The organism is Paenibacillus sp. FSL P4-0081 (genome assembly GCF_000758565.1).
Taxonomy (GTDB): domain Bacteria; phylum Bacillota; class Bacilli; order Paenibacillales; family Paenibacillaceae; genus Paenibacillus_AQ; species Paenibacillus_AQ phytohabitans.
Map to the genome: position 1 here is coordinate 2,405,902 of NZ_CP009280.1, position 25,400 is coordinate 2,431,301.

The following is a 25,400-nucleotide window of genomic DNA, read 5'->3' on the forward strand; positions in this document are numbered from 1 at the left end:
ATGTTGCAAACGGAGAATTTCCAATAGGTGATGAATATATGAAGAGGATGACCCAATCTCAGGAAGTCCTCTGCTAGTTGGTGCTCACTTAAAGAAGACGGCCTCGGATGATATTGAAGATTTTAACTTAAATTACCCGGGAGTAGTGAAGCAGTTTATAGTGTATGGTCTGGAAAATGGGTGGAGTGGATCAAACAGAATTGAGTTCAGTGATGGGTTAGAAATACTCGAGAATATGGGATATGACGTGTTATGGCTTAAAGCTGGACCTAGTCCGTAATAATTAATGGGTACTCTTATGCAGGAGGGCACTAGGATCATCGGATATGCAGAGGTAACACAAATTTTCAATGAACTGTTGATAAAATCAGATTGATTCGTTGAGCAATTATCATAAAGAGGTGAGGATGATTAAAAAATCGGAAATTGAATTTAAAATGCGTATAAGGGATGGTTACCCGAGACCCATACGTTTTGCGGACTTTATAGTTGACGGACATTCCTTATATGATAGGTATGCTAAGCATTATGACTTTGTATCATGTTTAGGGTGGGGCAGTGAGGATTTTCAGCAAAAACACATTTCAAGGTTGATATTATTGAGTCAGCCAGATTTCCCCAATGGAAAGAATTCAATATATATATGCCCTGCATGTGCTGATCTGGGGTGTGGGGCAGTATATTCATTTATTGAAATGAATAAAGACATTGTAACTTGGACTTTCATTGACGGCAGAGAACAATTAATGAATAACTCAAAAACGTTTCACTTTGATAAACAAGATTATATTAAACAAATTAATAGTACATATGGATTAGGCGGGTTTAAATTCCCTTGGGGAGAGTAGACCTTATTCACAAGGAGTAAAAAACTTAGCTCAACAACCAGCGGCAGTCCAGGACCTCATCCGTCCTTGGCTGCCGCTGTTTCATTTCCCCCTATCCATCCCTCTTTAGCCCCCGCTACTCCTGCTGCTGCAAAATATGATTCATTCTCCATTTGGACGGTGTGACGCCATAACGTTTTTTGAACTGGGTTGTAAAATAAGTGCTGCTGTTATATCCGACCCGGCCGGCAATCTCGCGGATATCGAGCGCAAGCTCGGTGACCAGCAGCAGCTCTGCCTGCTCCAGCCGCAGCTGGTTGACGAAATCCGGGAAGCTGCTGTCCACCTCTTCGGCAATCAGCCTGCTGAGGTAGGCAGGGCTGACTGACAGCTTCTCGGCCAGCGCATTAAGCGACAGGGCGGGGTCGTTATAATGCTCCCTAATATAAGCGGCAGCCTCAGCGGCAATGCTCCGGGTCTGCACCGCACTCATGCTGGCAATCCGGCCCACGGCTGCGCCGCAGCTGTATTCAATCCACTCGCGCAGCTTGTCATAGCTCTGAATCTGCCAGACCTGCTGATAATCATCCAGAAAGCCGGAATGGCGGTTGCCCCCGCTGCTCAGATCTGCCGTACGGTTCAGCTCAAAGGCAAGCCTTGATACAGCAACGGTAGCAGACTCTGCACGGTAGCTGCAGGCTACCGCCAGCAGTCTTTCCACAGCCTGCGGGATGTGGCTGGCCAGCTCCGGCTGTTTTACCGCCTGCAGTACCGGCTCAAGCGCACTGTCTGGAACCGGGCTGCTGTTCAGATGGACGGTATCGTCGGCGAATATGATATTCTGCTGTGCATGGAATTTAAGATACTGCATGCAGTCTGCCGCTTCAGCGTATTTGGACTTCAGCAGGCCCAGATCACTTTCCAGCCCGCTGATGCCGAACGCGCAGCGGCCGCCGGACTTAAGGCATAGTGCAGCGAGCTCCTCCCATGTACTGCGGTAATGGGCATAATCCCCGAAGCTTCCGCTATAGAGCTCACTCAGAATAAGGACGGCCGACCCTTGATGGGGGCGGAAGATTTGAACCTCGGCCAGCTCCGAGAATGCAGTTTGAATCCGGTGAATGACTTCCTGGACAGGTTCCGGGGCATTCCCGGTCTGTCCCGGTTCCAGCACGGCCAGTACACAGATACAATAAGCACCTTCCGTTGCGCCGATGCCCATCATCGGGAGGACGCCGGAAGGGTCTGCCGCACCGCGCGGGGAGAGCAGCCAGCGCATCAGGGCACTGCCGTCGCTCTCCTTCTTGAGCTGTGCCAGCTTCACACCTATAGATTCCAGCTCCAGATTCACGGTATCCAGGTCACTGCCGGCCTTCAAGGCTTCTTCATTGCCGGAGATATTAGCGATGCTGCCAAACAGCCTGCCGATCGGTTTATAGATCTGCCGGGAAATCAGGTTGGCAGTTAGAGCAGCAGCCAGTATTAGAGCCAGGCAGAGGCCAATCATCAGATTGCGGGCATTTGCAAGCTCACGGATGCTGTCTTTATAGTACATCTCTGATACAAACCACAGCTTATCCTGCGCGGAATACACATAAGTAATCAGCTGCTTGTCTCCGTTGCCCTTATAGACGAAGGAGCCACTTTCAGAGGTGGAGGCAGCGACCTGCTTCAGCATCTCCGGATGTAAGGTGCTGCCGGAGAGTGTGCTGTGCATGAGAATTTCGCCATTCCGGTCAATGACGGCATAACGTGTAGTTCCGCCTTCTTTTTGAGTGAACAGATTGTTCTGGAGCTTGGCGAGATTGACGGTCAGCGCAACTGCGCCGTAATATTCGCTGTCTGCAAAGGCCCGGTCGTTATAAAAGACGGTCAGCAGAGTGACAGGCGTGCCGTTGTTCTGGGTGGTTTGCCACACAAAGGGAGATTCAATAATACGGCTGCTCCGCATCCTCCGGGCCAGCTCCAGCTTGGCTTCCGGGCTTAGCGGCATGTTCTCATAGATGACAGAAGGTTCCTTCTCCCCGAAGATATAGGCGTTCTCCAGATACTGGTTAACGACCAGCGCACCGCGAATCTGGCTTAAGACACTGTAGAGCTGGTCACTCCAGTCCGTCTCTCCGCTCCGCATCAGGGCACTGATGTTCGGGTTGGCATAGAAGTCCATCGTATAGTTCTGAACAATTTCCTTATAGTTCGTGAATACGGTTTCAGTATTTAACAGCACATTCTGGTTAGCCTTGTCGACATTATCAATCGAAATATTCCGGTACCAGTAGAATATCGCCATAGCCAGTACCAGAATACAGCAGACAGAGATCAGGGTCAGGCTCATAAAAAAGCGGGTATACAGTTTCTTTCTCTTTCCCAAGATGATCGCCCCTTTATGTAAATCCTACTACACCTATTCTAGTGGGACAAGCTATTCATTGACAAGAAGGGAGATAGACCCAAATAGCATGAAAGTATAAAAAACGGGAAAAAGAGCATAGAAAGAGCAAGAAAGTTAAACTTATACGAACTATAATTGGTTATGCTTACATTTTGCTCGTTTGAAGGAGGATTTCTGTATTGAGAACTTTCCGCAATCCGGTGCTGCCGGGCTTTTACCCTGACCCTTCCGCTATCCGCGTAGGTGAGGACTATTATCTTGTCACGTCGAGTTTTGAATTTTTCCCCGGTGTTCCTATCTTCCACAGCAAGGACCTGGTGAACTGGCGCCAGCTTGGCCATGTGCTTGACCGTCCGTCCCAGCTTAATCTGGACCACACGATTCCGTCGATGGGCATTTGGGCCCCTACCATCCGTTATCATCAAGGTCTCTTCTATATGATTACAACCTACGTGGACAATAATAAGGATCAGCATAATTTCTATGTGACTGCCGCCGATCCGGCCGGAGACTGGTCAGATCCGGTCTGGCTGGAGGATGCACCGGGTATCGATTCCTCCCTGTTCTTCGATGAAGACGGCAAGGTATATTACACCGGCAACCGTGTTCCTCCCGAAGGCCAGGATTATCCGAAGCATATGGACATTTGGCTGCAGGAGATTGACCTGGAGCAAGGCAAGCTGACAGGTCCGAAGCTCAGCATCTGGCAAGGTGCCCTTAAGGTGGGGCATGCGCAGGAGGGACCCCATGTCTACAAAATCGGCGGCTGGTATTATGTGCTGATTGCCGAAGGCGGCACCGGCCATACCCACGCTATCACGATTGCCAGAAGCCGGAACGTGACCGGCCCTTATGAAGGCCATAAAGCGAATCCTATTCTGACCCACCGCCATCTCGGCAGAGAATATCCAATCGTGAATGTCGGCCATGGAGAACTGGTGGAGACGCAGCATGGAGACTGGTGGATGTTCTGTCTTGCTTCCCGGACCTGCGGCGGCTATTACCGCAACCTCGGGCGTGAAACGTTCCTGACCCCGGTGAAATGGGAGAATGAATGGCCTGTAGTGAATCCGGGCAAAGGCGTGCTGGAGCTGGAAGCGGCAGCGCCTGATCTGCCGGAAACGAAGTGGCCGCAGCTGCCTGCGCGTGATGATTTCGATGCAGCCGGACTCAGTCTCATCTGGAACTTCCTGCGGACACCGCGCGGGGAATTCTGGAGCCTCACTGAACGTCCGGGACATCTGCGGCTGCAGCTCAAGCCGGAGCAGCTGACAGAGATCAGCAATCCGTCTTTCATTGGAAGACGCCAGCAGCACTTAAGCTTCAGAGCAGAAGCTGAAATGGTCTTCAAACCGGGGGCACCAGGTGAAACCGCCGGACTTGCCCTGATCCAGAATGCGGACAACCACTTCCGCTATGAATTGAAGCTGGAGGACGGGAAGCAGGTGCTGCAGCTGATTGTGCGCAGCAGAGGGGACGAGCGGCTGCTGGCATCGGCGCCTTATCCGCAGGACAAGGTGCAGCTTAAGGCAGAGGCCAGAGGACAGGACTACAGCTTCTATTATAGAGCCGACGAATTCGGCTCATGGACGGCATTACATGAACGGGCTGACGGAAGAGTGCTCAGCACGGACCTGGCCGGAGGATTCACAGGGGCGTACATTGGCATGTATGCCAGTTCCCAAGGGGCGCCAAGCACCAATTATGCCGATTTCGACTGGTTCAGCTATGAAGAAATTGAATAGACGGGAAGGAAGAAGCCTATGAACAGCCTGCAGGATTCCAATCCTTATCCTGTACCTGAACTGCCGCGGATTCCGGAGCGGACGTTCAGGATTACAGATTATGGCGCAGCAGGCGGAGAGCTGCTGCGCACTGCTGCCATACAGGATACGCTTGATGCCTGCGCTGCTGCAGGAGGCGGAACGGTCATCATCCCGCCGGGAATATGGCGTACGGGACCGCTGACGCTGCACAGCCGGATTAATCTGCATGCCGAGCGCGGGGCACTCGTATGTTTCGAACCGGACTTCGCGCTGTATCCGCTGCTCTTCTCCCATTATGAGGGGAATGCCGGCTGGCGCTGTCAGGCTCCGCTGGATGGGGAAGCTCTCAGTGATGTAGCCATTACCGGCGAAGGGATATTCGATGGAAGCGGCGAGGCCTGGCGCCCGGTGAAACGCTTCAAGATGACGGAACTCCAGTGGCAGAGCCTGATTGCCTCCGGGGGAGTACTGGATGAGCAGAATGAGATGTGGTGGCCTTCTGGAGAAGCATTGGTGGGAGAGGCCTACTACCGGCGGCTGCTGGAGGAAGGGCAGACTGAAATGGAAGCTTATCTGCCTGCCCGGGCCTATCTGCGTCCTGCACTGCTAAGCCTGCGGAACTGCAAGCGGGTGCTGCTGGAGGGAGCCACCTTCCAGAATTCACCTGCCTGGTGCCTTCATCCTATGGGCTGTGAGCAGGTTACCGTCAGGCACATCCAGGTGCGTAATCCATGGTACTCACAGAATGGGGACGGCTTGGATCTGGAGTCCTGCAAACATGCCCTTGTGGAGCATTGCCGGTTCGATGTAGGGGATGATGCCATCTGCCTGAAGTCGGGCAAAGACGAGGAAGGCCGCAGAGCAGGGATGCCCTGCCGGTATATTACGATCCGGCATTGTACGGTATATCACGGACATGGCGGAGTGGTGATCGGCAGTGAAATGTCGGGCGGAGTGCATGCGGTCAGAGTCAGCGATTGCCTGTTCATCGGCACGGACATCGGGCTGCGCTTCAAAAGCGCCCGGGGAAGAGGCGGCGTAGTAGAGGATATCCGGATGGAGAATATCCGGATGACAGGCATTATCCATGAGGCGGTTTCTTTCCATATGTTCTATGCGGGAGTTGAGGGCTCTGAAGGCTACGATGAGCAGTCCTTCCCCGTTACGGAGGAGACTCCGCAGTTCCGGAATATCACACTCCGGAATATCACCTGCCATGGTGCGGCAACTGCGCTGCTGGTGAACGGATTGCCGGAGATGCCGCTTGCTGAGCTGACGGTGGAGAATTTCAGCGCCATAAGCAAGCGGGGAATGGTTCTGCGGTACGCCAGCAATCTGAAGCTGGACCGGATCCGGCTAAGGACAGAGGAAGCACAGCCCGTGAAGATGCATAAATGCAGCCATGTAGAGCTCATCCGGTCCGGAGAACTCGTGATCACGGAGAGCCCAGGCTAATGTCCGGGAGAGGCGCGCTATTCTTCTATCCTTCATTCAGACTTGGACGACGCCCGCGACCTGGATGCCTTGCGGTATTGGAGCGGAGTCAGCCCGGTTGATCTTTTGAAAGTTTTATTGAAGTGGGACAGATGCTCGAAGCCGACTGTGGAGGCGATCTCCTGAATCTTGGCGGAGGTTCCGGCCAGCAGGTGCTGGGCCTCACGGACTCTGACATGAACAATGTATTCACGGAAATGAAACCCGGTCAGGCGGTGAAAGACGCGACTCAGGTAAGACGGGCTGATGAAGAAGTGTCCGGCAGTCTCTTCCAGCGTAAGCGCTTCGCGGTGATGGCCCCGGATGTAAGTGGCGACATCGGTTACCAGATGATGCAGCGGGTGCTTCGTTCCGCCGGCCTGTGTCGTACTCTCCGAGCGCTGGAGCAGAATCATCAGCTCGGTGAACAAAGTTACGATGATGGCTTCATACAATGGCCGCTGAACACGTGCTTCCTCCAAAATACGGTTCAGCAGTGTCTCCGCCTCATTCTGTTCGCGCAGGGTCAGCCTGAACAGACGGTAGCGGTGGTTCTGAAACCACAAGGCTTCACCTTGCAGCACAAGGGGCAGCAGATCAGGGTCGTAATTGATCAGAATCCGTTCGAATTCGGCCATTTCGGAGCTTGCAGTAGCATGCAGCTCCCGGCCGGGAATCAGAATCAGCTCGCCCTTGTGAACCGTAACGACCCGGTCATCCACAAAGTATACGCGCTCACCCTCTGTCAGATAGTACAGCTCGGTGAGTTCATGGCTGTGGGGGCGCGGCATCGCAGTGATGCCTTTGCGCTTCATATGCTGAATGCTGAACCGTCCTTCTTCTATATGATATTTCGGATTAGGGCTAGTCACGCTGGTCATAAATCTCCTCTTCTCATATGAACCGTTACGGTTATTATAGAATAAATAGAGGTCGCCATGAAAGGAGCCGCACATGTTAATTACAGTATCGAAGAGTCCGGGGGAAGGATACAGCAGTCTGCAGGAGGCGCTGGATTCCATTCCGCCGCAGCAGAAGCAGGCCGTAACCATCCGGATCAAGCCCGGCATTTATGAGGAAAAGATTACAATCGTCCGTGAAGCCCCGCCCATTCTGCTGCTGGGGGAGGACCCGCATTCCACCGTGATTACCTGGAATGATAATGCCCACACTCTGGGAGCGGACGGTGAACCGCTCGGTACCTTCCGCAGCGGCACCCTGAATGTGTTCGCGGAAGGCTTCACAGCCGAGAATCTGACCATCCGGAACGCTTCCGGTCCGGGAACCGGACAGGCGGTGGCCGCCTTTGTTGATGCCGGACAGGCGGTGTTCCGGCGTGTTCGTCTGCTGGGTGACCAGGATACACTCTATACAGGGCAGGGCAAGCAATACTACAACGACTGCTATATTGAAGGCGATGTTGATTATATTTTCGGTGCCGCCACGGCGTTGTTTGAGGGCTGCCATCTGCACAATAAGCGGTCCAGAGGTTATATTACAGCCGCTTCAACACCGGAGGGAGCTGCATTCGGCTATGTATTCCTGAATTGCCGGATTACCGGCGGCGAAGGGGTCAGTGAGGTGTATCTCGGACGGCCCTGGCGGCCTTATGCACATGTAGCCTTCATCCGTACGGTTATGGACGAATCGGTTACCGGCGAAGGCTGGCATAACTGGGGGCAGCCGGACAGGGAGCAGACCAGCCGTTATGAAGAATACGGCAGCAGCGGGCCAGGGGCCTGTCCCGAGAGCCGCGCTGCATGGTCGCGCCAGTTAACTGCAGAGGAAGCTGCGGAGTACCGGGTTCTGACCGTTCTGGACGGCTGGCATCCTGAAGGCTATTAAGAACCAGGAGGAACCCTGATGGAATCATTGGAACAATATATGAAGCAATTGACCGCTTCCGCAGCGCAGGACGCTGCCTTCCGTGAGGACATTCCACACGGGGAGTGGCGGGCAAAGCTTACTGCAAGCTTTACCGGACGGCTTGGCGGCTTTCCGGAGGAACGGGCAGCGCTTGCACCTGTGCTGCTTGAGCGGGTAGCCTGTAACGGATATATACGTGAGCGTGTGGAGATTACCACGTATGAAGGACTTAGAATGGCTATGTATCTTCTGATTCCGGGGCAGCCGTTATCCTCTCCCTGCCCGGCTGTTCTGGCTATTCATGGGCATGGCTACGGCAGCCGTGAGATTACCGGCCTCAATCCGGACGGCTCGCAGCGGCAGGGTGACCCGGGGCTGCATAAGGATTTTGCCGTCTCGCTGGTGAAGCAGGGCTTCGTGGTCGCAGCGCCCGAGGTGCTCGGCTTCGGAGACAGACGGCTGGCAGAGGATCTGGAGAGCGGTGAGCCCGGGCGCAATTCCTGCTTCCGCCTATCCTCTGCGCTATTGATGGCGGGACAGACGATGGCAGGCTACCGGATCTATGAAAGTATGCGGGCGCTCGACTATCTGCTGACGCGGGAAGAGGTTAACGGTGAACGAGTAGGCATTATGGGCATATCCGGCGGCGGGCTGGTCGCAGGCTTCACGGCTGCAGTGGATCAGAGGCTCACCTGTGCGGTCGTCAGCGGGTATGCCAATACGTTTGCGGACAGTATACTGACGCGGAATCATTGTCTGGATAATTATATTCCGGGCATTTTGCTGGAAGCGGAAATGCCTGATCTGCTTGGGTTAATTGCACCTCGCGGCCTGTTCCTGGAGTCGGGAGATGCCGACCCTTTGTTTGGTCCGGCTGGCGCGAAGCAAGCCCTGGACCGGCTGGAGGCGATCTATAACGCAGCGGGGCATGGCGGACAGGTGGAGGCGGATTTTTTTGTTGGAGGGCATGAAATACACGGGGAGCCGGCGTATGCCTGGCTGCGGAAGCAGCTTGCCGGTGCCTGAGCTCAGACTTAGGCTTGGAACATAAGCGACAGGAGGAATAATGATGTCTATCACAGAAACAACAACGTCAGGTTTGTCCCGCAGAATCGCGGATACCTTCATCAGTCAATGCAATGAACACGGGGAACATGAGTATGTCCTGGAGCGCTGGGCCTATGTGCCCGGTATGCTGCTGATGGCAGTGGCCCGCGCCGGTGTGCAGCATGGGGAGTCCGAATATCTCTCCTTCATGCAGCGGCATATGGATAGCTTCATCGGGGAGGACGGCTCGATCCGCTCCTATTCGCTGGAGGAATATAACCTGGATCAGATCAACCAGGGCAAGAATCTCTTCTACCTGTACAGGCAGACCGGGGAAGCGCGTTACGCTGAAGCGGCTCATCTGCTGGCGGCGCAGCTTATTGGGCAACCCCGAACTTCAGAAGGGGGATTCTGGCATAAGAAGGTGTATCCTTTCCAGATGTGGCTGGACGGACTATATATGGCTTCGCCGTTCCTTGCCGAATACGGGGCTGTATTCCAGCGTCCTGAGCTGATTGATGAAGCTGCTCATCAGCTGCTATTGATTGAGCGCCGGACCCGTGATCCGCGGACCGGCCTGCTCTATCACGGCTGGGATGAATCCAAAGAGCAGGAATGGGCGGACTCGTCCACCGGCCTCTCTTCCCACTTCTGGAGCCGGGCGATGGGCTGGTACGCCATGGCCGCCGTGGACTGCCTGGAGCATTTCCCGGTCACCCATCCGCAGCGGGGAACGATCATCGGGATTTTCCAGCGGATGTGCGGTGCACTGCTTGAGGTTCAGGACCAGGAGACCGGCCTGTGGTATCAGGTGCTTGATCAGGCAGGGCGCAAAGGCAATTACCCCGAGGCCACCGGCTCCTGCATGTTCGTCTATGCGATGGCCAAAGCCCTGCGGCTGCGTTACCTGGAGCCTTCCTTCAAGGAAGCGATGCTGAAAGGCTACGGGGGCATCCTCGCGCATCTGGTTACCGAAGACGAACAAGGTGTTCATCTGCATCAGATCTGCCACGGGGCAGGCCTCAGCAAGGACCGGAACGGTTCCTATGATTACTACATTTCTGAGGCGGTAGTCTCTGATGCGCCGATGGGTGTTGCGCCATTATTGCTGGCTTCCCTTGAGGTGGAGAAGTACCTTGACGGGCAATAGGCTACTGCTGTCGGAGCAGACGAATACTTGAATACCGGTGAATTGAGCGTCAACATCGTTATAATCGCAGCCGATCCCGGTCCGCCTTTTGTGATAGTATAGGATATTGGATACTTCTAACAAGGATAGCGGAGGAAATTATGGATCAGGAATTACACAGAATAGCCAAGTGGATTGGCGGTCAGGCTGCGAGGGTCATCGTGGGGATTTCGGGTCATGGGGCATCGGGAAAGACGACGTTTGTTCATCATCTGATTAGTCTTTTGGGGCAAGAGAATGTGAATGTTCTGAATACTGACTCCTACATTATCGGATCTGCTCTTAGGCGGTACGCAAGGATTGACTACGAATATAACAATGAACAATATCGTGACAAAATGACCGCCTGTCACCCTGCCGCCCATAACGTGGCTGCTTTGGAACGAGACATCCGTATGCTGCGGGACGGCTTGGACCTGTATACCATCGGCACGCATTATAGCAAGAGTACGCTGTTATCTTCTGACAACAAGATTAATATTGTAGAAGGCATGAGCGTGGCTTTTACGGACCCCAGTCTGTATGATCTCAAAGTCTACTTATATACGGATGGGGAGACCGAGCTTAGGCGAAGGGGAATCCGTGATGTGGCTGAGCGGGGGACGGATATTCAGTATTTAATGAAGTCCCATGAACAGCGCAGAATTCAGTATGAATTATTCATGCATCCGCATCATGAGAAGTTCGATATTGTAATCAGGAATCAAGATTAAGCTTAGTTTCGGCGAAAAGAAAGTCATACACAGCTACGGCCCCAGCCTTCCGGTGAAATGGAGAGTTGGGGCCATTTTTTGCTTCTTGGAATGGAAAAAATAAAATCCGAAAATATTACCAATCATTGACCGGAATCATGCTATAATTTTAACGGATTAATAGGTCTTAAGTAATAGATGAGGGAAGGTAACTTATAATTTGTGCGCTTTTATAACTACATAGTCGGGGGTATTAGCTTGTTCATTCAAAAAAGGGTAAGGAAAAAAGTAATCGCAGGAGTACTAGCTGTATGTCTATCCATACTGCCGGCCGGCGCAGCTTTTGCGGGTAATGAATCGGATCTCAGCGGAAACTGGGCGAAGGAGCACATCAGTAAGTGGATGGATCAAGGTCTGATCTCCGGCTACCCGGATGGTGAATTTAAGCCGGATCATCCGGTCACGCGGGCTGAATTAACGGTTTTGATTAATAGGGCTTTTGGATTCACTGAGACTAAGAAAGTTAATTTCAGCGATATCTCCAGCAGTAAGTGGTATTATTCAAGTATTTTGCAGGCCAATGCCGCGGGTTACGTTCAGGGCTATGCGGATGGGACCTTTAAGCCGGACCAGAAGATTAACCGTCAAGAAATGGCTGTTATCATCAGCAAGTTGCTCAAGCTGACAGCATCGGCTGCGGCTCCTGAGTTTAAGGATATTGCCGGAAGTCCTGATTGGAGCAAAAGTGCTATCCGGGCTGTAAGCGAGCAGGGGATCATGACAGGCTCCGGCGATGGGAATTTTCGCCCGCTTGCTTATGCAACCCGTGCGGAAACGGTAGTCATCCTGGATAGAGCTTTATCCTTGCCCGATGCAGATTCCGGGGAATATGTAATCATCTATGATTCGCCGGGTACATACGGTCCGATGTCGGGAATGTCCGAAGTAGACAGTGATGTAGTAATTAATGTGCCAGGTATCACACTCCGTAATATGAACATTACTGGAGATCTGCTGCTGGGAGAAGGCATAGCTGAAGGCGATGTGCATCTCCTGAATGTAACGGTAGGAGGTAACACCGCGATTGAAGGCGGCGGGGCGAATAGTATTCATCTTGCGGATTCGACACTGGGTTCTGTGCGTATTGACAAGAAGGATGGCAGTGTAAGACTGGTTGCTGAAGGAAAGACCCAAATCAATGATATTCAGATCAAGTCCGCTGCAGCCGTAGAAACACTCACCGGAGCTGCAATCACCACCCTCACGTTATCCCGTGAAATTCCAGCGGATGCCCGTATCCTTTTGACAGGTAACTTCAAGGCTGTGAATATTCTTGCATCACGTCTTAACATTGACATCAGCGGGGGCACTGTGGAGTCAGTCAATGTTGATAAAACAGCGGGCAGTAATAAATTGAGCAATAGCAGCAGTATCAAGTCTATGATAATGAACGCCGGTATACAAATTTCAGGTAAAGGCAACATCGGGAATGCAGTCGTCAACGCTTCGGGCATTACAATAGAGAATGCGCCAGGGAAAATTACCGTGGGCAGCGACGTTCCGGCAGATGTGAAAATCAATATAGCCGGTTCTGATAAAACGGCTGCTGCGTCTTCTGTAACTCCAACGGCGGCCGTATTAGTTGGCGGCGGGGGTGGAGGCGGAGGCGGAGGCAGTGCGGCAGAAATGCCGGCGCCAACAGCAGCACCAACGCCTGAACCAACGGCGGAACCAACCGAAGAGCCAACGCCGGTACCAACGGTGAAGCCAACGCCGATAGCGACAGTGAAGCCAACGCTGGTACCAACAGCAAAGCCAACGCCGATAGCGACAGCGGCAGCAACGCCGGTAGCGACAGCGGCAGCAACGCCGGTAGCAACGGCGGCAGCAACGCCGGTAGCAACAGCGGCAGCAACGCCGGTAGCAACAGCGGCAGCAACGCCGGTAGCAACAGCGGCAGCAACGCCGGTTTCATCAGCTACACCAACAGCAGCGACTTCGCCGTCATCGTCACCATCGCCGTGGCCGATAGTTACACCGATATCCACACCGTGGTCAACGGTGGCACCCACACCGCCCATTGTAGATCATGGGGTTGTACAAGGGGTCATTGAGCGTGCAGACGGGAAGGCTGCCGATTCCGGTACCTTGTATTTGGAACGGGACAGCGATCATATGATTTACAGCACTGTACTAACGAATGGTGAATTCTCTATAGATTTGCCGGACGGGCCCTACAAGATTTACTCCATGCGTTCCACAACTACACAGGAGATTATTTCACTCTACTATATGTTTTACGTTATGAATGGCAAGGCAGATAGAGAGGTGCATATCCTCATTCCTGAGCAGCAGGCGGGCACGATGCAGTATTCGGACGGGACCGCGGTGGAGAATGGAGAAATTATTGTAAAGCGCTTAGACAGCGGACCGCTTGCCTGGTATAGTGCCGAAATCCAAGCAGGTAAGTTTAACTTATATTTGCCGGACGGTCATTATAATGTAGAAGTCTTAATCTATGGCGAAACTAACAAACAATTAACCATTAATCATTCATTTGAGGTCATTGACGGGAAAAGCAATTTGAATATAACATTGCCACCCAAAATTGAAGGAAGTATTAGCTTCGTGGATGGTTCCCCGATGCACGATGGCTGGCTGGAAATAAGTAATATGGGTGCAGTGAATACCGGGCTTTATAAGGTTGATGTTACTGCTGGTAAGTTCAATCTTTATTTGCCTGATGGCGACTATAGCATACAGACGCTGAACACTAAGGATTCAGAAAGTATACCTTTACGTACACAGATAAAGATTGTTAATGGTGAACCTGCCTCAGGGCCTATTGATATCAAAGTACCTTTAGCAATATCAGGCAAGATCTATAATGAGGACGGAACTCCATATGTTAATGGTATATTAGTGATCACAGAGGTTGGCACTGCTTCACCGCTTCTGTATGCAGCAACGATTAAGAATGGCCTGTATGATTTCTATTTGCCTGATGGCTCATACCGGGTACTTATTTTAGCGGAAAAAATGTACTCCATCTACAATGCCAAATTCCCGTATTATAGTTTCTCGGTGCTGGACGGGCAGTCTGATCCGCAAGAGCTTGTAATTCATTTGCCATCTAATAATGTTACCGGCACTTTGAAATATGATGATGGGACCCCGCTGCCGGACGGCTATATTGAATTAGGCAGTGGTCTTGGCGGTAAGGATTATCTCAAAACAGTTGAGCTGAAAAATGGGGTTTTCGGTGCTGATTTTCCGGATGGGGAATACGATGTATTCATCTATTGGGATGCCGAGCATCCTAATAGAATCGAAATAAATTGTAAATTTAAAGTTGAAGAGGGCCTGCTTGTTGATCCCCTGGACGTTACTTTGGCTAAGGAATAATAAACGAATACAGCAGTCTATGAAAAAACAGAGCAGCGCTTCCCGTCACAGGAGAGCCGCTGCTCTGTTGCGTGTAGCATTAATTCAGTATACAAACTTCCGCTGCGCCCAATAGCTGAATACGAAGACCGAGATTTCTGTCAGAATCTTGGCTGCAACCAGCGGGATAATCAGCTTCTCATTATAGAAGTAGAGCAGCCCGTAATTGAACAGCAGCACAAGGACTACGAGGGAGAAGTACTTGGGCAGTGACTGGAGGCGCGATTGTTGGCTGCCGCTGAATACATACTTCCGGTTTACCGAGTAGTTGAAGACTGAGCTGCATAATCTTGCGGCCGCGACAGCCAGGAACAGGTTATGGGTCAGGCTCTGGAACAGGAACAGCAGTACGAAGTCCAGCAGGCCTGAGATCAGCGAGGAGGTGCTGAACATCAGAATCGGCAGATAGATCCGGAAGGAGTCGATCAGCGGCCGGAAGTGGGAGGATTTATTATCCTCCAGATAGACGGTATCGATATACTCCTCAGTAATAGTATAACCCTCTTTGTGGGCGCTCAGCAGCATGTTCATCTCATATTCGAACCGTTCGCCGGGAATCCGGCACAGCCAGTCCAGCATCTGGAACGGGAAGCCGCGCAGGCCGGTCTGGGTATCATAGATTTTGGTGCCGGTAGTTAGTGCGAAGACTGAGCGTGTCACGGTGTTTCCGAACCGGCTGCGCAGCGGAATGGTTCCGCTGAACCGGCGGCTCCCGAGAACAATGCCGGGTTTGCTCTGGAGCAGCAGCTTTTCGGCAATCCGTTTGATGTCATGGGGCAGATGCTGTCCGTCACTATCAGCGCAGATCACATTACCGTGCAGTCCGGTTTCCTGGATATGACGGAAGCCTGTTTTGAGGGCGGCACCTTTGCCGAGGTTGGTCCTATGGGTCAGGAGGGTGCAGCCGAATGCCGCAGCCCGCTCGAAGATTCCCCGGTAAGCCGGGCCGCTGCCGTCATCGACCAGTATAATGGGTCCTAGCGGATATTCGTTCAGCTGCACAATTAAATCCAGCAGCCGTTCATCTGGTTCATAGGCGGGGATTAGTACAGTCATCCGGGTTCACTCCTTAATATAAAGTATGTCGCTGACGCCGCGTTCCTGGTTTTTGCCCAGCGGATTATTCACGACCCGGCCCATGAAGTACATGGTGGAGGAACCGCCGCCGTCCAGATTGTAGGCTTCTGCAGCTCCGAGGCCTTCCATCACATCAGCAAGCTCGGCAAGGGTCATCCCGCGGCTGTAGCCTTCCTTGCGTCCGTCAACTACAACGAACACGTAGTGGTTCGGGGCGATCATGCCAATGGCGGTCCGGGGATTCGCATCCTGAATCGAACGGTTGCCGAAATTGTTATCGATTTTGACACTGCTGAAATCACTGACGATCTTGCCGTCCTGAATCAGAATCGGTCCGAAGGACAAGGTGTTCGTAACCCCTTCAGCCAGCAGCTCAGACGAAGAGACTTCCTCCTCATCATAGGTCTGCATCGTTCCGTCTCCGAACAGAGCCATCGCATCCCGCACCGGATCATCCCGGTACACGGTTCCATTGCGGATAATCACGCCGTCTTCACGGAAGCCGTAGTAATCTCCGTTAATGGCGAAGATCGCATTATTAGCGGAGGCAATCACCGAGGTGTCCTCCGTAATATTCGTACCGAAGCTGTTATCGGCAAAAGCGGACCGCAGGCTGCCGGCATCCTTCAGGACCACATCTGCGACAAAATAAGTGATCTGGTCTGACCCGCTTCCCGTCTGGACCTGATCAATCTTTACCTGGATATCGTCACTGCTGTAGCTCCAGTCATCCGATGTTGCATTCACGTCAGCTGTTGTTGCTGCTGCTGTTGTTGTGCCTGTGCTGCCGGTACCAGCGGTTCCGGCGGTATCGTCTGTGACGACGACCTCAACATGCTCAATCAGATAACGGTCTGCCAGACGATATACCACTGCGCCAAGGCACAGGAGGATGACGAGGATCATAATCAATAATTTTCGTTTGCCGGTACGGATTGCAGTGTTGCCTGTATTGCCTGTATTGCGTGTGTTGCGTGACTTCATACCGAAGCACCACCTCTTCAATTAAGTTCTTAAGGCTCATGATAAGTGCCATTCCTTAAATGAATCTTAACTGGCGGTATCTGCGGGGAACGGAATGTGCGAGTAACCAAGGGTTGATCTGTTGATGATGTGTTAATCTGTTGAGCTGTATTTGCATTAATGTTGTACGTACTACAACTTGGCATTGCAAATAGCTGGTGTTCGGGAGGATTGTTGCAGGAAATACAACAATTGTCAGGATAAACCGCTTAGAGGAGGGGAAAAGCTGCATTCCATACAACAATTCCGGATTACGGCCGCTTTTATAAGCAAAATGTTGTATTATGGGCATGATTTTATAAAAAAGTAATGTAGTAGAATCGCGCCCGCAGCATTGGTATACTTTAACAAAAGCTCCATCCGATCATGATTTCAGGGAGGTCATCAGCCGTGAAAGTAAAGCCTGTCTCAAAACTGCTGTGCAAGCTGAGAATAATGGTTGTACTGTTCAAAAGGTTGTCCAGGGCAGCTCTTCCGGCGCTACTTCTGCTGGTTCTGGTTACAGGCTGCTCGTTATTTGATGGTGGCGGCTCATCCGCCATCAGTCACAAGATTGACCAGCAGGAGGATGTCATATCCTCTAACGGCGGCGTAATCAGCAATTTGGACAAGCTGGACAGTTTCATGGAACGGGGAAGCGGCAGCCAGCGGATAGTGCAGTATACGATTGAAGGCGATCCGATCTTTATTGAAACGCGGTATAAAGGCGGACGGCTGGAGCTGAGTTATGATACCACTGAGGATGCCTTCGGACCCCGTGAAGTGAAGACTTACAGCTGTGATGAGCTTGTACGGACGGAGGAGAAGCATCAGTTGAAGTACTCCCTGAAGGGCTGCGAGGGAGAGGCCGTGAATCAGGATTTACTCACTGTTGACTTCGATCTGGGCCGGCAGGATAAGTTTGAATTTATCCTCAAATACGGGTTTAATCACAGGAATGAGATCAATACGGTGAAGCAGTCCCTGGTAAAAGATATGTTGAACGGTACTGCCATCGAAATCAGCGATTTCTCCCTGCCGCAGGCAGACCGGCAGAGCATCTACCGGAAGCTGGTGCTGGCCAATTATCTTGGGGAGAAGGAGCTTAGTACAAGCTGCAACCTCAAGCCGTATGAGAGCTATGATCTGACGGTGCTGATCAATAGTGCCGAGCGGCATTATGCCTGGAGCGAATGTGATACCGGCAGGGATGGCAAGACCATGACGGAGGCCGCAGATTACATTATCGGGCTTGTAGAAGCCGGGGATAGTTACTTACAGCTGCCTGCTGCTACAGGCGGCGTCAAATAGGATTACAGGAGGTTCAATATGCTGCAGCGGGTGCTGCTGATTGAGGACGATGAGGCAATCAGCGAAATGGTAGGTTCATATTTGACTAAAGAGGGCTATGAGGTGGAGACAGCATTTGACGGGGAGGCGGCGGTGAAGAAGTTTGTGGGCGGTCCGTCATATGATCTGGTACTGCTGGATCTGATGCTGCCGAAGCGCAGCGGTACGGATGTGCTGCAGATGATCCGCAGCGGGAGCCTTGTGCCGGTGCTGATTATGTCAGCGAAGGACAGTGATGTAGATAAGGCGCTGGGGCTTGGCTTCGGCGCTGATGATTATATCACCAAGCCGTTCTCGATGATTGAGCTGGCAGCGCGGGTGAAGGCGGCGATCCGCCGGGCCGGGTACGCAGCGCAAGGGAGCCAGGCTGCCGCCGGCAGTCAGGCGTCTGCCGGGGAGGAGCCGCAGCCGGCATCGAAGGTGATTAAGCTGCGTGGACTAACGGTCGATCTGGATAACTTCTCGGCGCAGAAGAACGGGGAAGAAGTGAAGCTGACCGCCAAGGAATTCCATATCCTGAAGCTGTTTGTCAGCAGCCCCGGGCGGGTATTCACCAAGGCGCAGATTTACAATCTGGTCTGGGAGGATGACTACTTCGGGGATGAGAATGTAATTAATGTACATATGCGCAGACTGCGCGAGAAGATTGAGGACGATCCCTCTCATCCGGAATATATCAAAACGCTGTGGGGCATCGGCTATAAGCTCGGAGATATGCAGCAATGACAGCCTTGTTCATTATCATCATTGCGCTGCTACTGCTGGTCCTTGTCCTGCAAGTAATGCATTCGCGGCAGCATGCACGCCAGTTGAAATATATTCATACCAAGCTGGAGAGTATTGTGGAGCGCGGCTCGCATGAACGGCTGCTTCTGATGAGCAGCAGTCCGGAGCTGCAAATCCTGCTGACCGATCTGAACCGGCTGCTGGATGTCAATCATAAGGGAGCTGTAGAACGGGCCAGGCTGGAGAAGTCTATGCGCAGTATGCTGGCTAACATCTCCCATGACCTGAAGACCCCGCTGACGGTGGTGCTGGGGTATATTGAGACCCTGCTGCATGATAAAGACATGCCAGCGGAAGAGCAGGAACGTATTCTGCGCACCATTCATGCCAAAGCGGGGGAAGTCATTACGCTGATGAACCGTTTCTTTGATTTGGCCAAGCTGGAGTCAGGGGACCGGGATATCCCGCTGTCACGTGTGGAGCTGGGCGAGGTCTGCCGCAGGAATATTCTTGCTTTCTACGATATTCTCAGTGCCAAAGGTGCTGATGTGCAGATCGAGATACCGGATGAGCCGCTCTATATGATGGGCAACGATGATGCGCTGGACCGGGTGTTGTCCAATCTGTTGTCGAATGCTATTGCCTACGGTGATGCCGGAGGGGCCCTGGGGCTGAAGCTGTACAGCGATGCCGGTCAGGTGTGTATAGAAGTGTGGGACCGGGGTAAAGGCATTGCCGAAGGCCATGAGGACAAGGTGTTCGAGCGGCTCTATACCTTGGAGGATTCGCGCAACCGCGACTACCAGGGCAGCGGCCTGGGGCTGACCATCACCAAGCGGCTCACCGAGCAGATGAACGGCCGTATTTCCTTAAGCAGCAAGCCGTACGTCCGGACGGCATTTACGCTTTCTTTTCAGCGGCTGACCTTCTGAAATAATTCCGGTTCTGGCGGGGCGGTCTGCGTATCCTTACGCAGCTTAAGAATTTCGTAAGATTCAAGTAATAAAAAAGCAAACTCCGCCCTGTAGAATAAATACCAGGAAGACAAAGAAGAAGTCAAAGGGGATAACGGACATGACAACGATACTCCGGACATGGGATTTAACCAAAGTCTATGAGGATAAGGAAATTGTACGCAGCGTGAATATGGAGATTAAGCAGGGTGAAATTTACGGGTTCCTGGGACCCAACGGCGCCGGCAAAACGACGGTGATGAAAATGATTACGAATCTGGTGAAGCCGACGGCGGGCGAGATTGAATTTTTCGGAGACAAAATGACCCCCCGCTCTTATGAAATGCTAAAGCGCATGGGCAGCATCATTGAATATCCGGTCTTCTACGACAAGCTGAGTGCCCGCGAGAACCTGGCGCTGCATGGTGAATACATGGGATATTATGATGTTCAAGCGATGGAGGAAGCGCTGGAGCTGGTGAAGCTGAGTGCAGTGGACAAGAAACCGGTGAAGCAATTCTCCCTGGGGATGAAGCAGCGGCTGGGCATTGCCAGAGCGGTGATGACCAAGCCGGAGCTGCTCATTCTGGATGAACCGATCAACGGGCTGGACCCGCTCGGCATCAAGGAGCTGCGCGAGGTGTTCCGGATGCTGAGCCGGGAATACGGCATGACCCTGCTGATCTCCAGTCATATTCTGGGCGAGATCGAACAGATTGCCGACACGATCGGCGTGATCCGCGAAGGCGTGCTGGTGGAGCAATTGGCGATGGATACGATCCGTAACCAGAATACACAGTACATTGAGCTGATTACAGGCGAGTGCACCAAGGCCGTCTACATCCTGGAGCATAAGCTGGGCTTAACCAATTATAAAGTGCTCGACCCGCGCACCATCCGGATCTATGATGATATTCCGCAGCTGGAGCTGAGCAAGGCGCTGGCCGAAGCAGATGTGGAGCTGGAAAGTATGAGCAAGAAACATCATTCGCTGGAAGATCATTTTGTAGAACTGATGGGAGGTGCCCACAATGCTTAAGCTAATTCGTTTGGAGCTGCGTAAGAACAAATTCAATTTTCTCAAAAGTGTGCTGATTGCCGATCTCGCCATTCTGGGCTTCATGGTCCTTATCGCCTTTACATCGCTTAACGAAGGGGAATTCAGCACGTATCCTGATTTGTTTGATGGTGTGTTCGTTTTTGTAAAAGCAACATTTATCATCTTCGCCTCCGTATTGATAAGCAAGCTGGTAATCGACGAGTACAAGAATAATACGATCACTGTGCTGTTCATGTACCCGGTTCCCCGCAAGATGCTGCTGGCTGCGAAGCTGATTATCGTCTTTCTGTTTACGTTCCTGAGCATTTTCCTGTCTGATATTGCAATCAGCAGTATCCTCACCGGCATTGATTATTTCATGTCTGACGTGATTCAGGGTACTGTATCACAGGATCTGATCACCGCAAACCTGCTGAAGGCCGGAACGGATGCGCTCTACGCGGCAGGCATTGCACTGATTCCGTTATACTTCGGGATGCGCCGCAAATCCGTACCGGCTACCATTGTCTCCGCCGTCCTGATTGTCATGCTGATCTCATCCGGCTTCGGAAACGGGAGCTTCCGGATGGGCAATCTGATCTGGATTTCACTCTCGCTGGCGCTGGTCGGTGGGGGAATCGCGTATCTGTCGATCCGGAATATCGAGCATCAGGATGTTGCCTGACGGGCAAGGCTGAGCCGCTGTGATTGTATGAGATGAATGCCGTCCCTTCAGGGGCGGCATTGTTTCTGTTTAGTTGAACAAGCGCTCCAATCCGGCGTTTTTGTGGCGACCTATAGCGGTTTTTTTGTTATAATAGTAAATAATTCAGAGATTTCTACATAATCAGAGTTTCTCCGCAATCTACGGTCCTATAATATAGCAGGAATGAAGCAGCAGAGGAGGTGGGCCATGCATAAAGATTGGGCTTCTATCCTGGGCCGGGCACTTTCTGAAGAAAGTGCTTATAGAGCGTTGTTCGATCATCATCCGGATCTCATTATCGTGCTGGACAGACAGGGGCGTTATGCCGACAGCAACCGGACCTTAAGTGCAGAGGATGCAGCCAGGCTGATCGAATGCCGGATGCATCCTCCCGGCGAGGGCTATTTCGCATCTGCTCTGGCCGGTATTACATCCAGCTTCGGGTTAATGGTGGAAGCGGATGAAGAAAGCGGAGTAAAAGCAGGGAATTCCGGGGGTAATGCAGTTTCTGTAAGGTATGTGCCGCTTCATACAGATGAAGGCATTGCCGGTGTATTTGCCATCATTCATGATACCGGGAACCGGCCGCTCTCTCTGCTGCTGCAAAGCTGGGAACGCATGAGCAGACAGGAATCTGCCGGTGCTGAACGCATTGGACTTGAGTGCGCGGACTTCCCTCCCCTGACGGACGAGGAATTGCTGACAGAGGAGGAACTGCCGGTTTCAGAGTTTATTTTTGAGATGGCGGAGGATAGACGGCTTAGTCTGATTCTCAATTCCGTCTCGGCGGGAATCTTCGGACTGGACACGCTGGGCCGGACGATCTTCATCAACCGTGAAGGGGCCGAAATGCTGGGCTATGAGCCTTCAGAGCTGGCCGGACTGCCGATGATGGAAATGATTCACTATATCCGCGGGAGTGCAGCCCGGCATTCACCGCTGGAATGTCCCATCCGGCTCACCATTCAAGATGGCGTTACCCGCAGCAAGGCGGATGAAATCTTCTGGCGCAAGGACGGGACCAGCTTCTTCGTGAACTACCGGATTGCCCCGCTGCTGGATAAAGGCATGATCTGCGGTGTGGTCGTCTCCTTCAGTGATATTACGAACGAACGGGAGATTCTCCGGGCCAAGGAATCAGCTGAGCAGGCTGCACAGGCCAAGTCTGATTTCCTGGCGATGATGAGCCATGAGATCCGCACCCCGATGAACGGCATGATCGGGATGGCTGATCTTCTGCTGGAAACCAACCTGGAGGAAGAGCAGCGCAGCTATGCCGAGATTCTGCGCAGCAGCAGCTACAGTCTGCTGCAGATCCTCAATGATATTCTCGATTTCAGCAAGATGGAAGCCGGCAAAATGCCGCTGCAATCGGAGAGATTTGATCTGCGTGAGATGCTGGAGGGCATCATTGATCTGTTCACTCCCAAGGCGGAGGAGAAGAAGCTCGCCCTGCGCTGGTGGGCGGATACCAGCGTGCCGGATATTGTCACGACCGATCCCAGCCGCTTGCGGCAGATTATCGTCAATCTGGTCGGCAACGCGCTGAAATTCACCGATCAGGGCAGCGTGACTCTGTCGGTGAAGAATATTCCGCTGCCGGCCTCGCCGGAATACCTGCTGGAGTTCTCTGTCCGTGATACAGGGGTAGGTATTGCTGACAGCAAGCTGAACCTGCTGTTCCAGTCCTTCTCCCAGCTGCATCCGTCCATTAACCGTAAATATGGCGGCACCGGACTAGGGCTTGCGATCTGCAAGCAGCTGGTAGAGCTGATGGGCGGAACGATCTTCGTGGAGAGCGAAGAGAACCGGGGATCGATCTTCCGGTTCATGCTTCCTTTTGTGAAGGAAGAGGTTGAAGCGGAAGCGGGAGTTGAACAGGCTTAACCTAACAAACAGCAAGCCTCCGGGAGGAGACTTGCTGTTTGTTTTTGCGGCCGGCTTGCTAGCCTGATGTTCCAGGATATAGCGGGTTCAGCTGCCCCTCAATATGATCCGCAATCAGCGTGTAGAATTCAGGGAATCTCGGGTCCCCTGGACTCCTGATTTCTTCAAAGGTACGGATATATAGCCCCTGAGAGGCTACTGAAGTGATAATATCGCCCACAGTCCAGCCCCGCGTCACCACTTGTGCTAATCCGGACCGTTCCTCTTCGGGAAGCAGCTTGGCAAAGGCAACCTCACCTTCCTTGAGTGTATCGTCAAAATAATTACCCGTAGGATGCTGAAGATTCCGGGTTGTCATCCATGCCCTGGCGAACGGGTGGAAATCCGTCAGCATGAGCCGGCCGTTTGCCGTTAACCTTCTGCTGACCACAGAAAAAATAGCATTTAAATCCGTAAAGTAATGCAAAATCCCGAACTCCATCAGGACAACGTCGAAGCTTCCCAGAGCTTCCTCACCGGGGATATTTAAGACATCTGCACAGATGTAGTTCAGCTTAACACCCGCCGCTGCCGCTACTTCTCTGGCATACAGCCGGTTCTCTTCGGATATATCCACGACAGTCACCTCAGCACCCAGCAAAGCGAAACAAATCGCCTTCATTCCGTGAGAACCGAGCAGGTTCAGTACCTTCAATCCTGCCGGGTTGCCTATGTACTTCAGCCAATGCCGCAACGGGTGCCTTGGATCCTGCTTCAACCGCCCGGCAAGCTCCTCAGGTGATCCATGGTGCTGTATCCAGGCCTGATATGCTTTCGTTTCCCAAGCCGTCTTATTCGCACGTGCCATCTGCTCCTGCATATAATGCCTCCTTGATAAAAATGGAAATTGCTGCTTTCTGATTTTACTATACTTTTTTTACTATGCAACAACTAAAAACGAATCCTTATCTGCATTAGCTGCAGATAAAGATTCGTCTAAGGTAGAGCTTAATTATTCTAGTGCATATACATGAGACCCACTGTAGCAGGCCCGCAGTGGCTGCCGATCACGCAGCCGGCATGGATTACGGCAATTTCATCCACACCTGTCTGCTCTCGCAGTGCCTTCTCCAGATACCGGGCATCCTCTTCAGCAAGGGTATGGGCAACAATGAGCAGCTCCTTGTCCATGCCGGCTGCATTCGCAAGTGCGTGCTGAAGCATCTGTTCTACAGCCTTTTCCTTCTTGCCGCGGATTCTGGCAACGGGTACAATCGCCCCGTCCACCAGCCGCAGTACAGGCCGGATCTTCAGCAGGCTGCCGATAAAGTTCTGCATGCCTGAGCAGCGTCCGCCCATATATAAGTAATCCAGCGTATCGACGACAAACTCGGATTCCACCCGTTCACGGGAGGCTTCGATCATAGCGGCGATGTCGGCCGCACTGTGGCCTTTGGCTGCGGCGCGGGCGGCTTTCATGACCAGCAAGGCGATCCCGCCGCATAACGTCCGGGAATCCACAACATGTACCCGGCCTTCAGGGAACTCGCCTGCGGCCAGCAGGGCATTCTGATATGTAGAGGATAAAGAAGAAGAAAGACTGATATAGACGATATCTCCGCCAGCGCTCACGACCGGCTGAAAAGCGGCAATGAAATCAGCCGGGGAAGGGGCTGCCGTCTTGGGCAATGCACCATTTGCGGCGACACGGCGGTACACTTCTTCGGGTGTAATCTCTACACCATCCTTGAAGGTGCCGTCTTCAAAAACTACATATAACGGGACAATGCCGATATCATACGTTTCCTTCCAGCCTTGCGGCAAATCGGAAGTGCTGTCTGAAAAGATTTTTACGATAGACATGAATATCTCCTTCACCAATCTTGGATGACAATACACTATATTAAGACCCTATAATCTGTTTATTATACCAAGCCTACCTGGAATCTCAAAATAAAAAATGCTAGCTTGTGAGGTTTGCGGGG

Annotated in this window: 20 protein-coding genes; 14 read left to right on the top strand and 6 right to left on the bottom strand. The window is 52.4% G+C overall.

What is annotated here, in order from left to right; all coding sequences use genetic code 11:
• The first annotated feature begins 407 nt into the window (after window positions 1-407).
• Window positions 408-848, top strand: coding sequence for a hypothetical protein (locus tag P40081_RS36295; RefSeq protein ID WP_052421753.1), 441 nt, complete (start codon window positions 408-410; stop codon window positions 846-848).
• A gap of 115 nt (window positions 849-963) precedes the next feature.
• On the opposite strand, the gene P40081_RS10180 is transcribed toward P40081_RS36295, so the two are convergent.
• On the bottom strand, window positions 964-3,198 hold the full coding sequence (locus tag P40081_RS10180) for an AraC family transcriptional regulator (protein ID WP_042135208.1): 2,235 nt from the start codon (window positions 3,196-3,198) through the stop codon (window positions 964-966).
• Window positions 3,199-3,398: 200 nt separating this feature from the next.
• Here P40081_RS10180 and P40081_RS10185 point away from each other — a divergent pair, with 200 nt between their 5' ends.
• On the top strand, window positions 3,399-4,964 hold the full coding sequence (locus tag P40081_RS10185; protein WP_042135210.1) for a glycoside hydrolase family 43 protein: 1,566 nt from the start codon (window positions 3,399-3,401) through the stop codon (window positions 4,962-4,964).
• An 18-nt stretch (window positions 4,965-4,982) separates the two neighbouring features.
• Entirely contained in the window at window positions 4,983-6,440 is a 1,458-nt protein-coding gene (locus P40081_RS10190) for a glycoside hydrolase family 28 protein (RefSeq protein ID WP_042135213.1), read from the top strand.
• 32 nt (window positions 6,441-6,472) lie between these two features.
• On the opposite strand, the gene P40081_RS10195 is transcribed toward P40081_RS10190, so the two are convergent.
• Window positions 6,473-7,339 carry a helix-turn-helix transcriptional regulator gene (locus P40081_RS10195; RefSeq protein ID WP_042135215.1) on the bottom strand — a complete coding sequence of 289 codons (867 nt, stop codon included), beginning with the start codon at window positions 7,337-7,339 and terminating at the stop codon, window positions 6,473-6,475.
• Between the two features lie 73 nt (window positions 7,340-7,412).
• On the opposite strand from P40081_RS10195, the gene P40081_RS10200 reads away from it, so the two are divergent.
• The 5 genes from P40081_RS10200 to P40081_RS39760 all read left to right on the top strand — a co-directional run bounded on the left by P40081_RS10200 (window position 7,413) and on the right by P40081_RS39760 (window position 14,657).
• The gene (locus P40081_RS10200; protein ID WP_042135216.1) at window positions 7,413-8,303 is read left to right on the top strand and encodes a pectinesterase family protein; all 891 of its coding nucleotides are present in this window, start codon (window positions 7,413-7,415) and stop codon (window positions 8,301-8,303) included.
• 18 nt (window positions 8,304-8,321) lie between these two features.
• On the top strand, window positions 8,322-9,350 hold the full coding sequence (locus tag P40081_RS10205) for a dienelactone hydrolase family protein (RefSeq protein ID WP_042135218.1): 1,029 nt from the start codon (window positions 8,322-8,324) through the stop codon (window positions 9,348-9,350).
• A 40-nt stretch (window positions 9,351-9,390) separates the two neighbouring features.
• A complete protein-coding gene (locus tag P40081_RS10210; RefSeq protein WP_231575320.1) occupies window positions 9,391-10,521 on the top strand; it encodes a glycoside hydrolase family 88/105 protein in 1,131 nt (376 codons plus the stop codon).
• A gap of 140 nt (window positions 10,522-10,661) precedes the next feature.
• On the top strand, window positions 10,662-11,273 hold the full coding sequence (locus tag P40081_RS10215; RefSeq protein WP_042135222.1) for a uridine kinase family protein: 612 nt from the start codon (window positions 10,662-10,664) through the stop codon (window positions 11,271-11,273).
• Window positions 11,274-11,510: 237 nt separating this feature from the next.
• On the top strand, window positions 11,511-14,657 hold the full coding sequence (locus P40081_RS39760) for an S-layer homology domain-containing protein (protein WP_052421754.1): 3,147 nt from the start codon (window positions 11,511-11,513) through the stop codon (window positions 14,655-14,657).
• An 84-nt stretch (window positions 14,658-14,741) separates the two neighbouring features.
• On the opposite strand, the gene P40081_RS10230 is transcribed toward P40081_RS39760, so the two are convergent.
• The gene (locus tag P40081_RS10230; protein WP_042135223.1) at window positions 14,742-15,752 is read right to left on the bottom strand and encodes a bifunctional glycosyltransferase family 2/GtrA family protein; all 1,011 of its coding nucleotides are present in this window, start codon (window positions 15,750-15,752) and stop codon (window positions 14,742-14,744) included.
• A gap of 6 nt (window positions 15,753-15,758) precedes the next feature.
• A complete protein-coding gene (locus P40081_RS10235; protein WP_081969903.1) occupies window positions 15,759-16,757 on the bottom strand; it encodes a phosphodiester glycosidase family protein in 999 nt (332 codons plus the stop codon).
• 429 nt (window positions 16,758-17,186) lie between these two features.
• On the opposite strand from P40081_RS10235, the gene P40081_RS36305 reads away from it, so the two are divergent.
• The 6 genes from P40081_RS36305 to P40081_RS10265 all read left to right on the top strand — a co-directional run bounded on the left by P40081_RS36305 (window position 17,187) and on the right by P40081_RS10265 (window position 23,436).
• Window positions 17,187-18,086, top strand: coding sequence for a DUF4362 domain-containing protein (locus P40081_RS36305; protein WP_052421755.1), 900 nt, complete (start codon window positions 17,187-17,189; stop codon window positions 18,084-18,086).
• Between the two features lie 21 nt (window positions 18,087-18,107).
• Entirely contained in the window at window positions 18,108-18,851 is a 744-nt protein-coding gene (locus P40081_RS10245; protein WP_042140931.1) for a response regulator transcription factor, read from the top strand.
• A complete protein-coding gene (locus P40081_RS10250; RefSeq protein ID WP_042135226.1) occupies window positions 18,848-19,783 on the top strand; it encodes a sensor histidine kinase in 936 nt (311 codons plus the stop codon). Before P40081_RS10245 ends, P40081_RS10250 begins: the two co-directional genes overlap by 4 nt.
• A gap of 142 nt (window positions 19,784-19,925) precedes the next feature.
• Window positions 19,926-20,843 (top strand): ABC transporter ATP-binding protein, encoded by a 918-nt coding sequence (locus P40081_RS10255; RefSeq protein ID WP_042135228.1) that lies wholly within the window; start codon window positions 19,926-19,928, stop codon window positions 20,841-20,843.
• A complete protein-coding gene (locus tag P40081_RS10260) occupies window positions 20,836-21,528 on the top strand; it encodes an ABC transporter permease (protein ID WP_042135230.1) in 693 nt (230 codons plus the stop codon). Before P40081_RS10255 ends, P40081_RS10260 begins: the two co-directional genes overlap by 8 nt.
• 228 nt (window positions 21,529-21,756) lie before the next feature.
• A complete protein-coding gene (locus P40081_RS10265) occupies window positions 21,757-23,436 on the top strand; it encodes an ATP-binding protein (RefSeq protein WP_052421756.1) in 1,680 nt (559 codons plus the stop codon).
• Window positions 23,437-23,494: 58 nt separating this feature from the next.
• On the opposite strand, the gene P40081_RS10270 is transcribed toward P40081_RS10265, so the two are convergent.
• Together P40081_RS10270 and P40081_RS10275 are read right to left on the bottom strand one after the other, a co-directional pair.
• Window positions 23,495-24,295, bottom strand: a complete 801-nt coding sequence (locus tag P40081_RS10270) for a class I SAM-dependent methyltransferase (protein WP_042135231.1) — start codon at window positions 24,293-24,295, stop codon at window positions 23,495-23,497.
• Window positions 24,296-24,432: 137 nt separating this feature from the next.
• Window positions 24,433-25,278, bottom strand: a complete 846-nt coding sequence (locus P40081_RS10275) for a DegV family protein (protein WP_042135233.1) — start codon at window positions 25,276-25,278, stop codon at window positions 24,433-24,435.
• Between the last annotated feature and the right edge of the window lie 122 nt (window positions 25,279-25,400).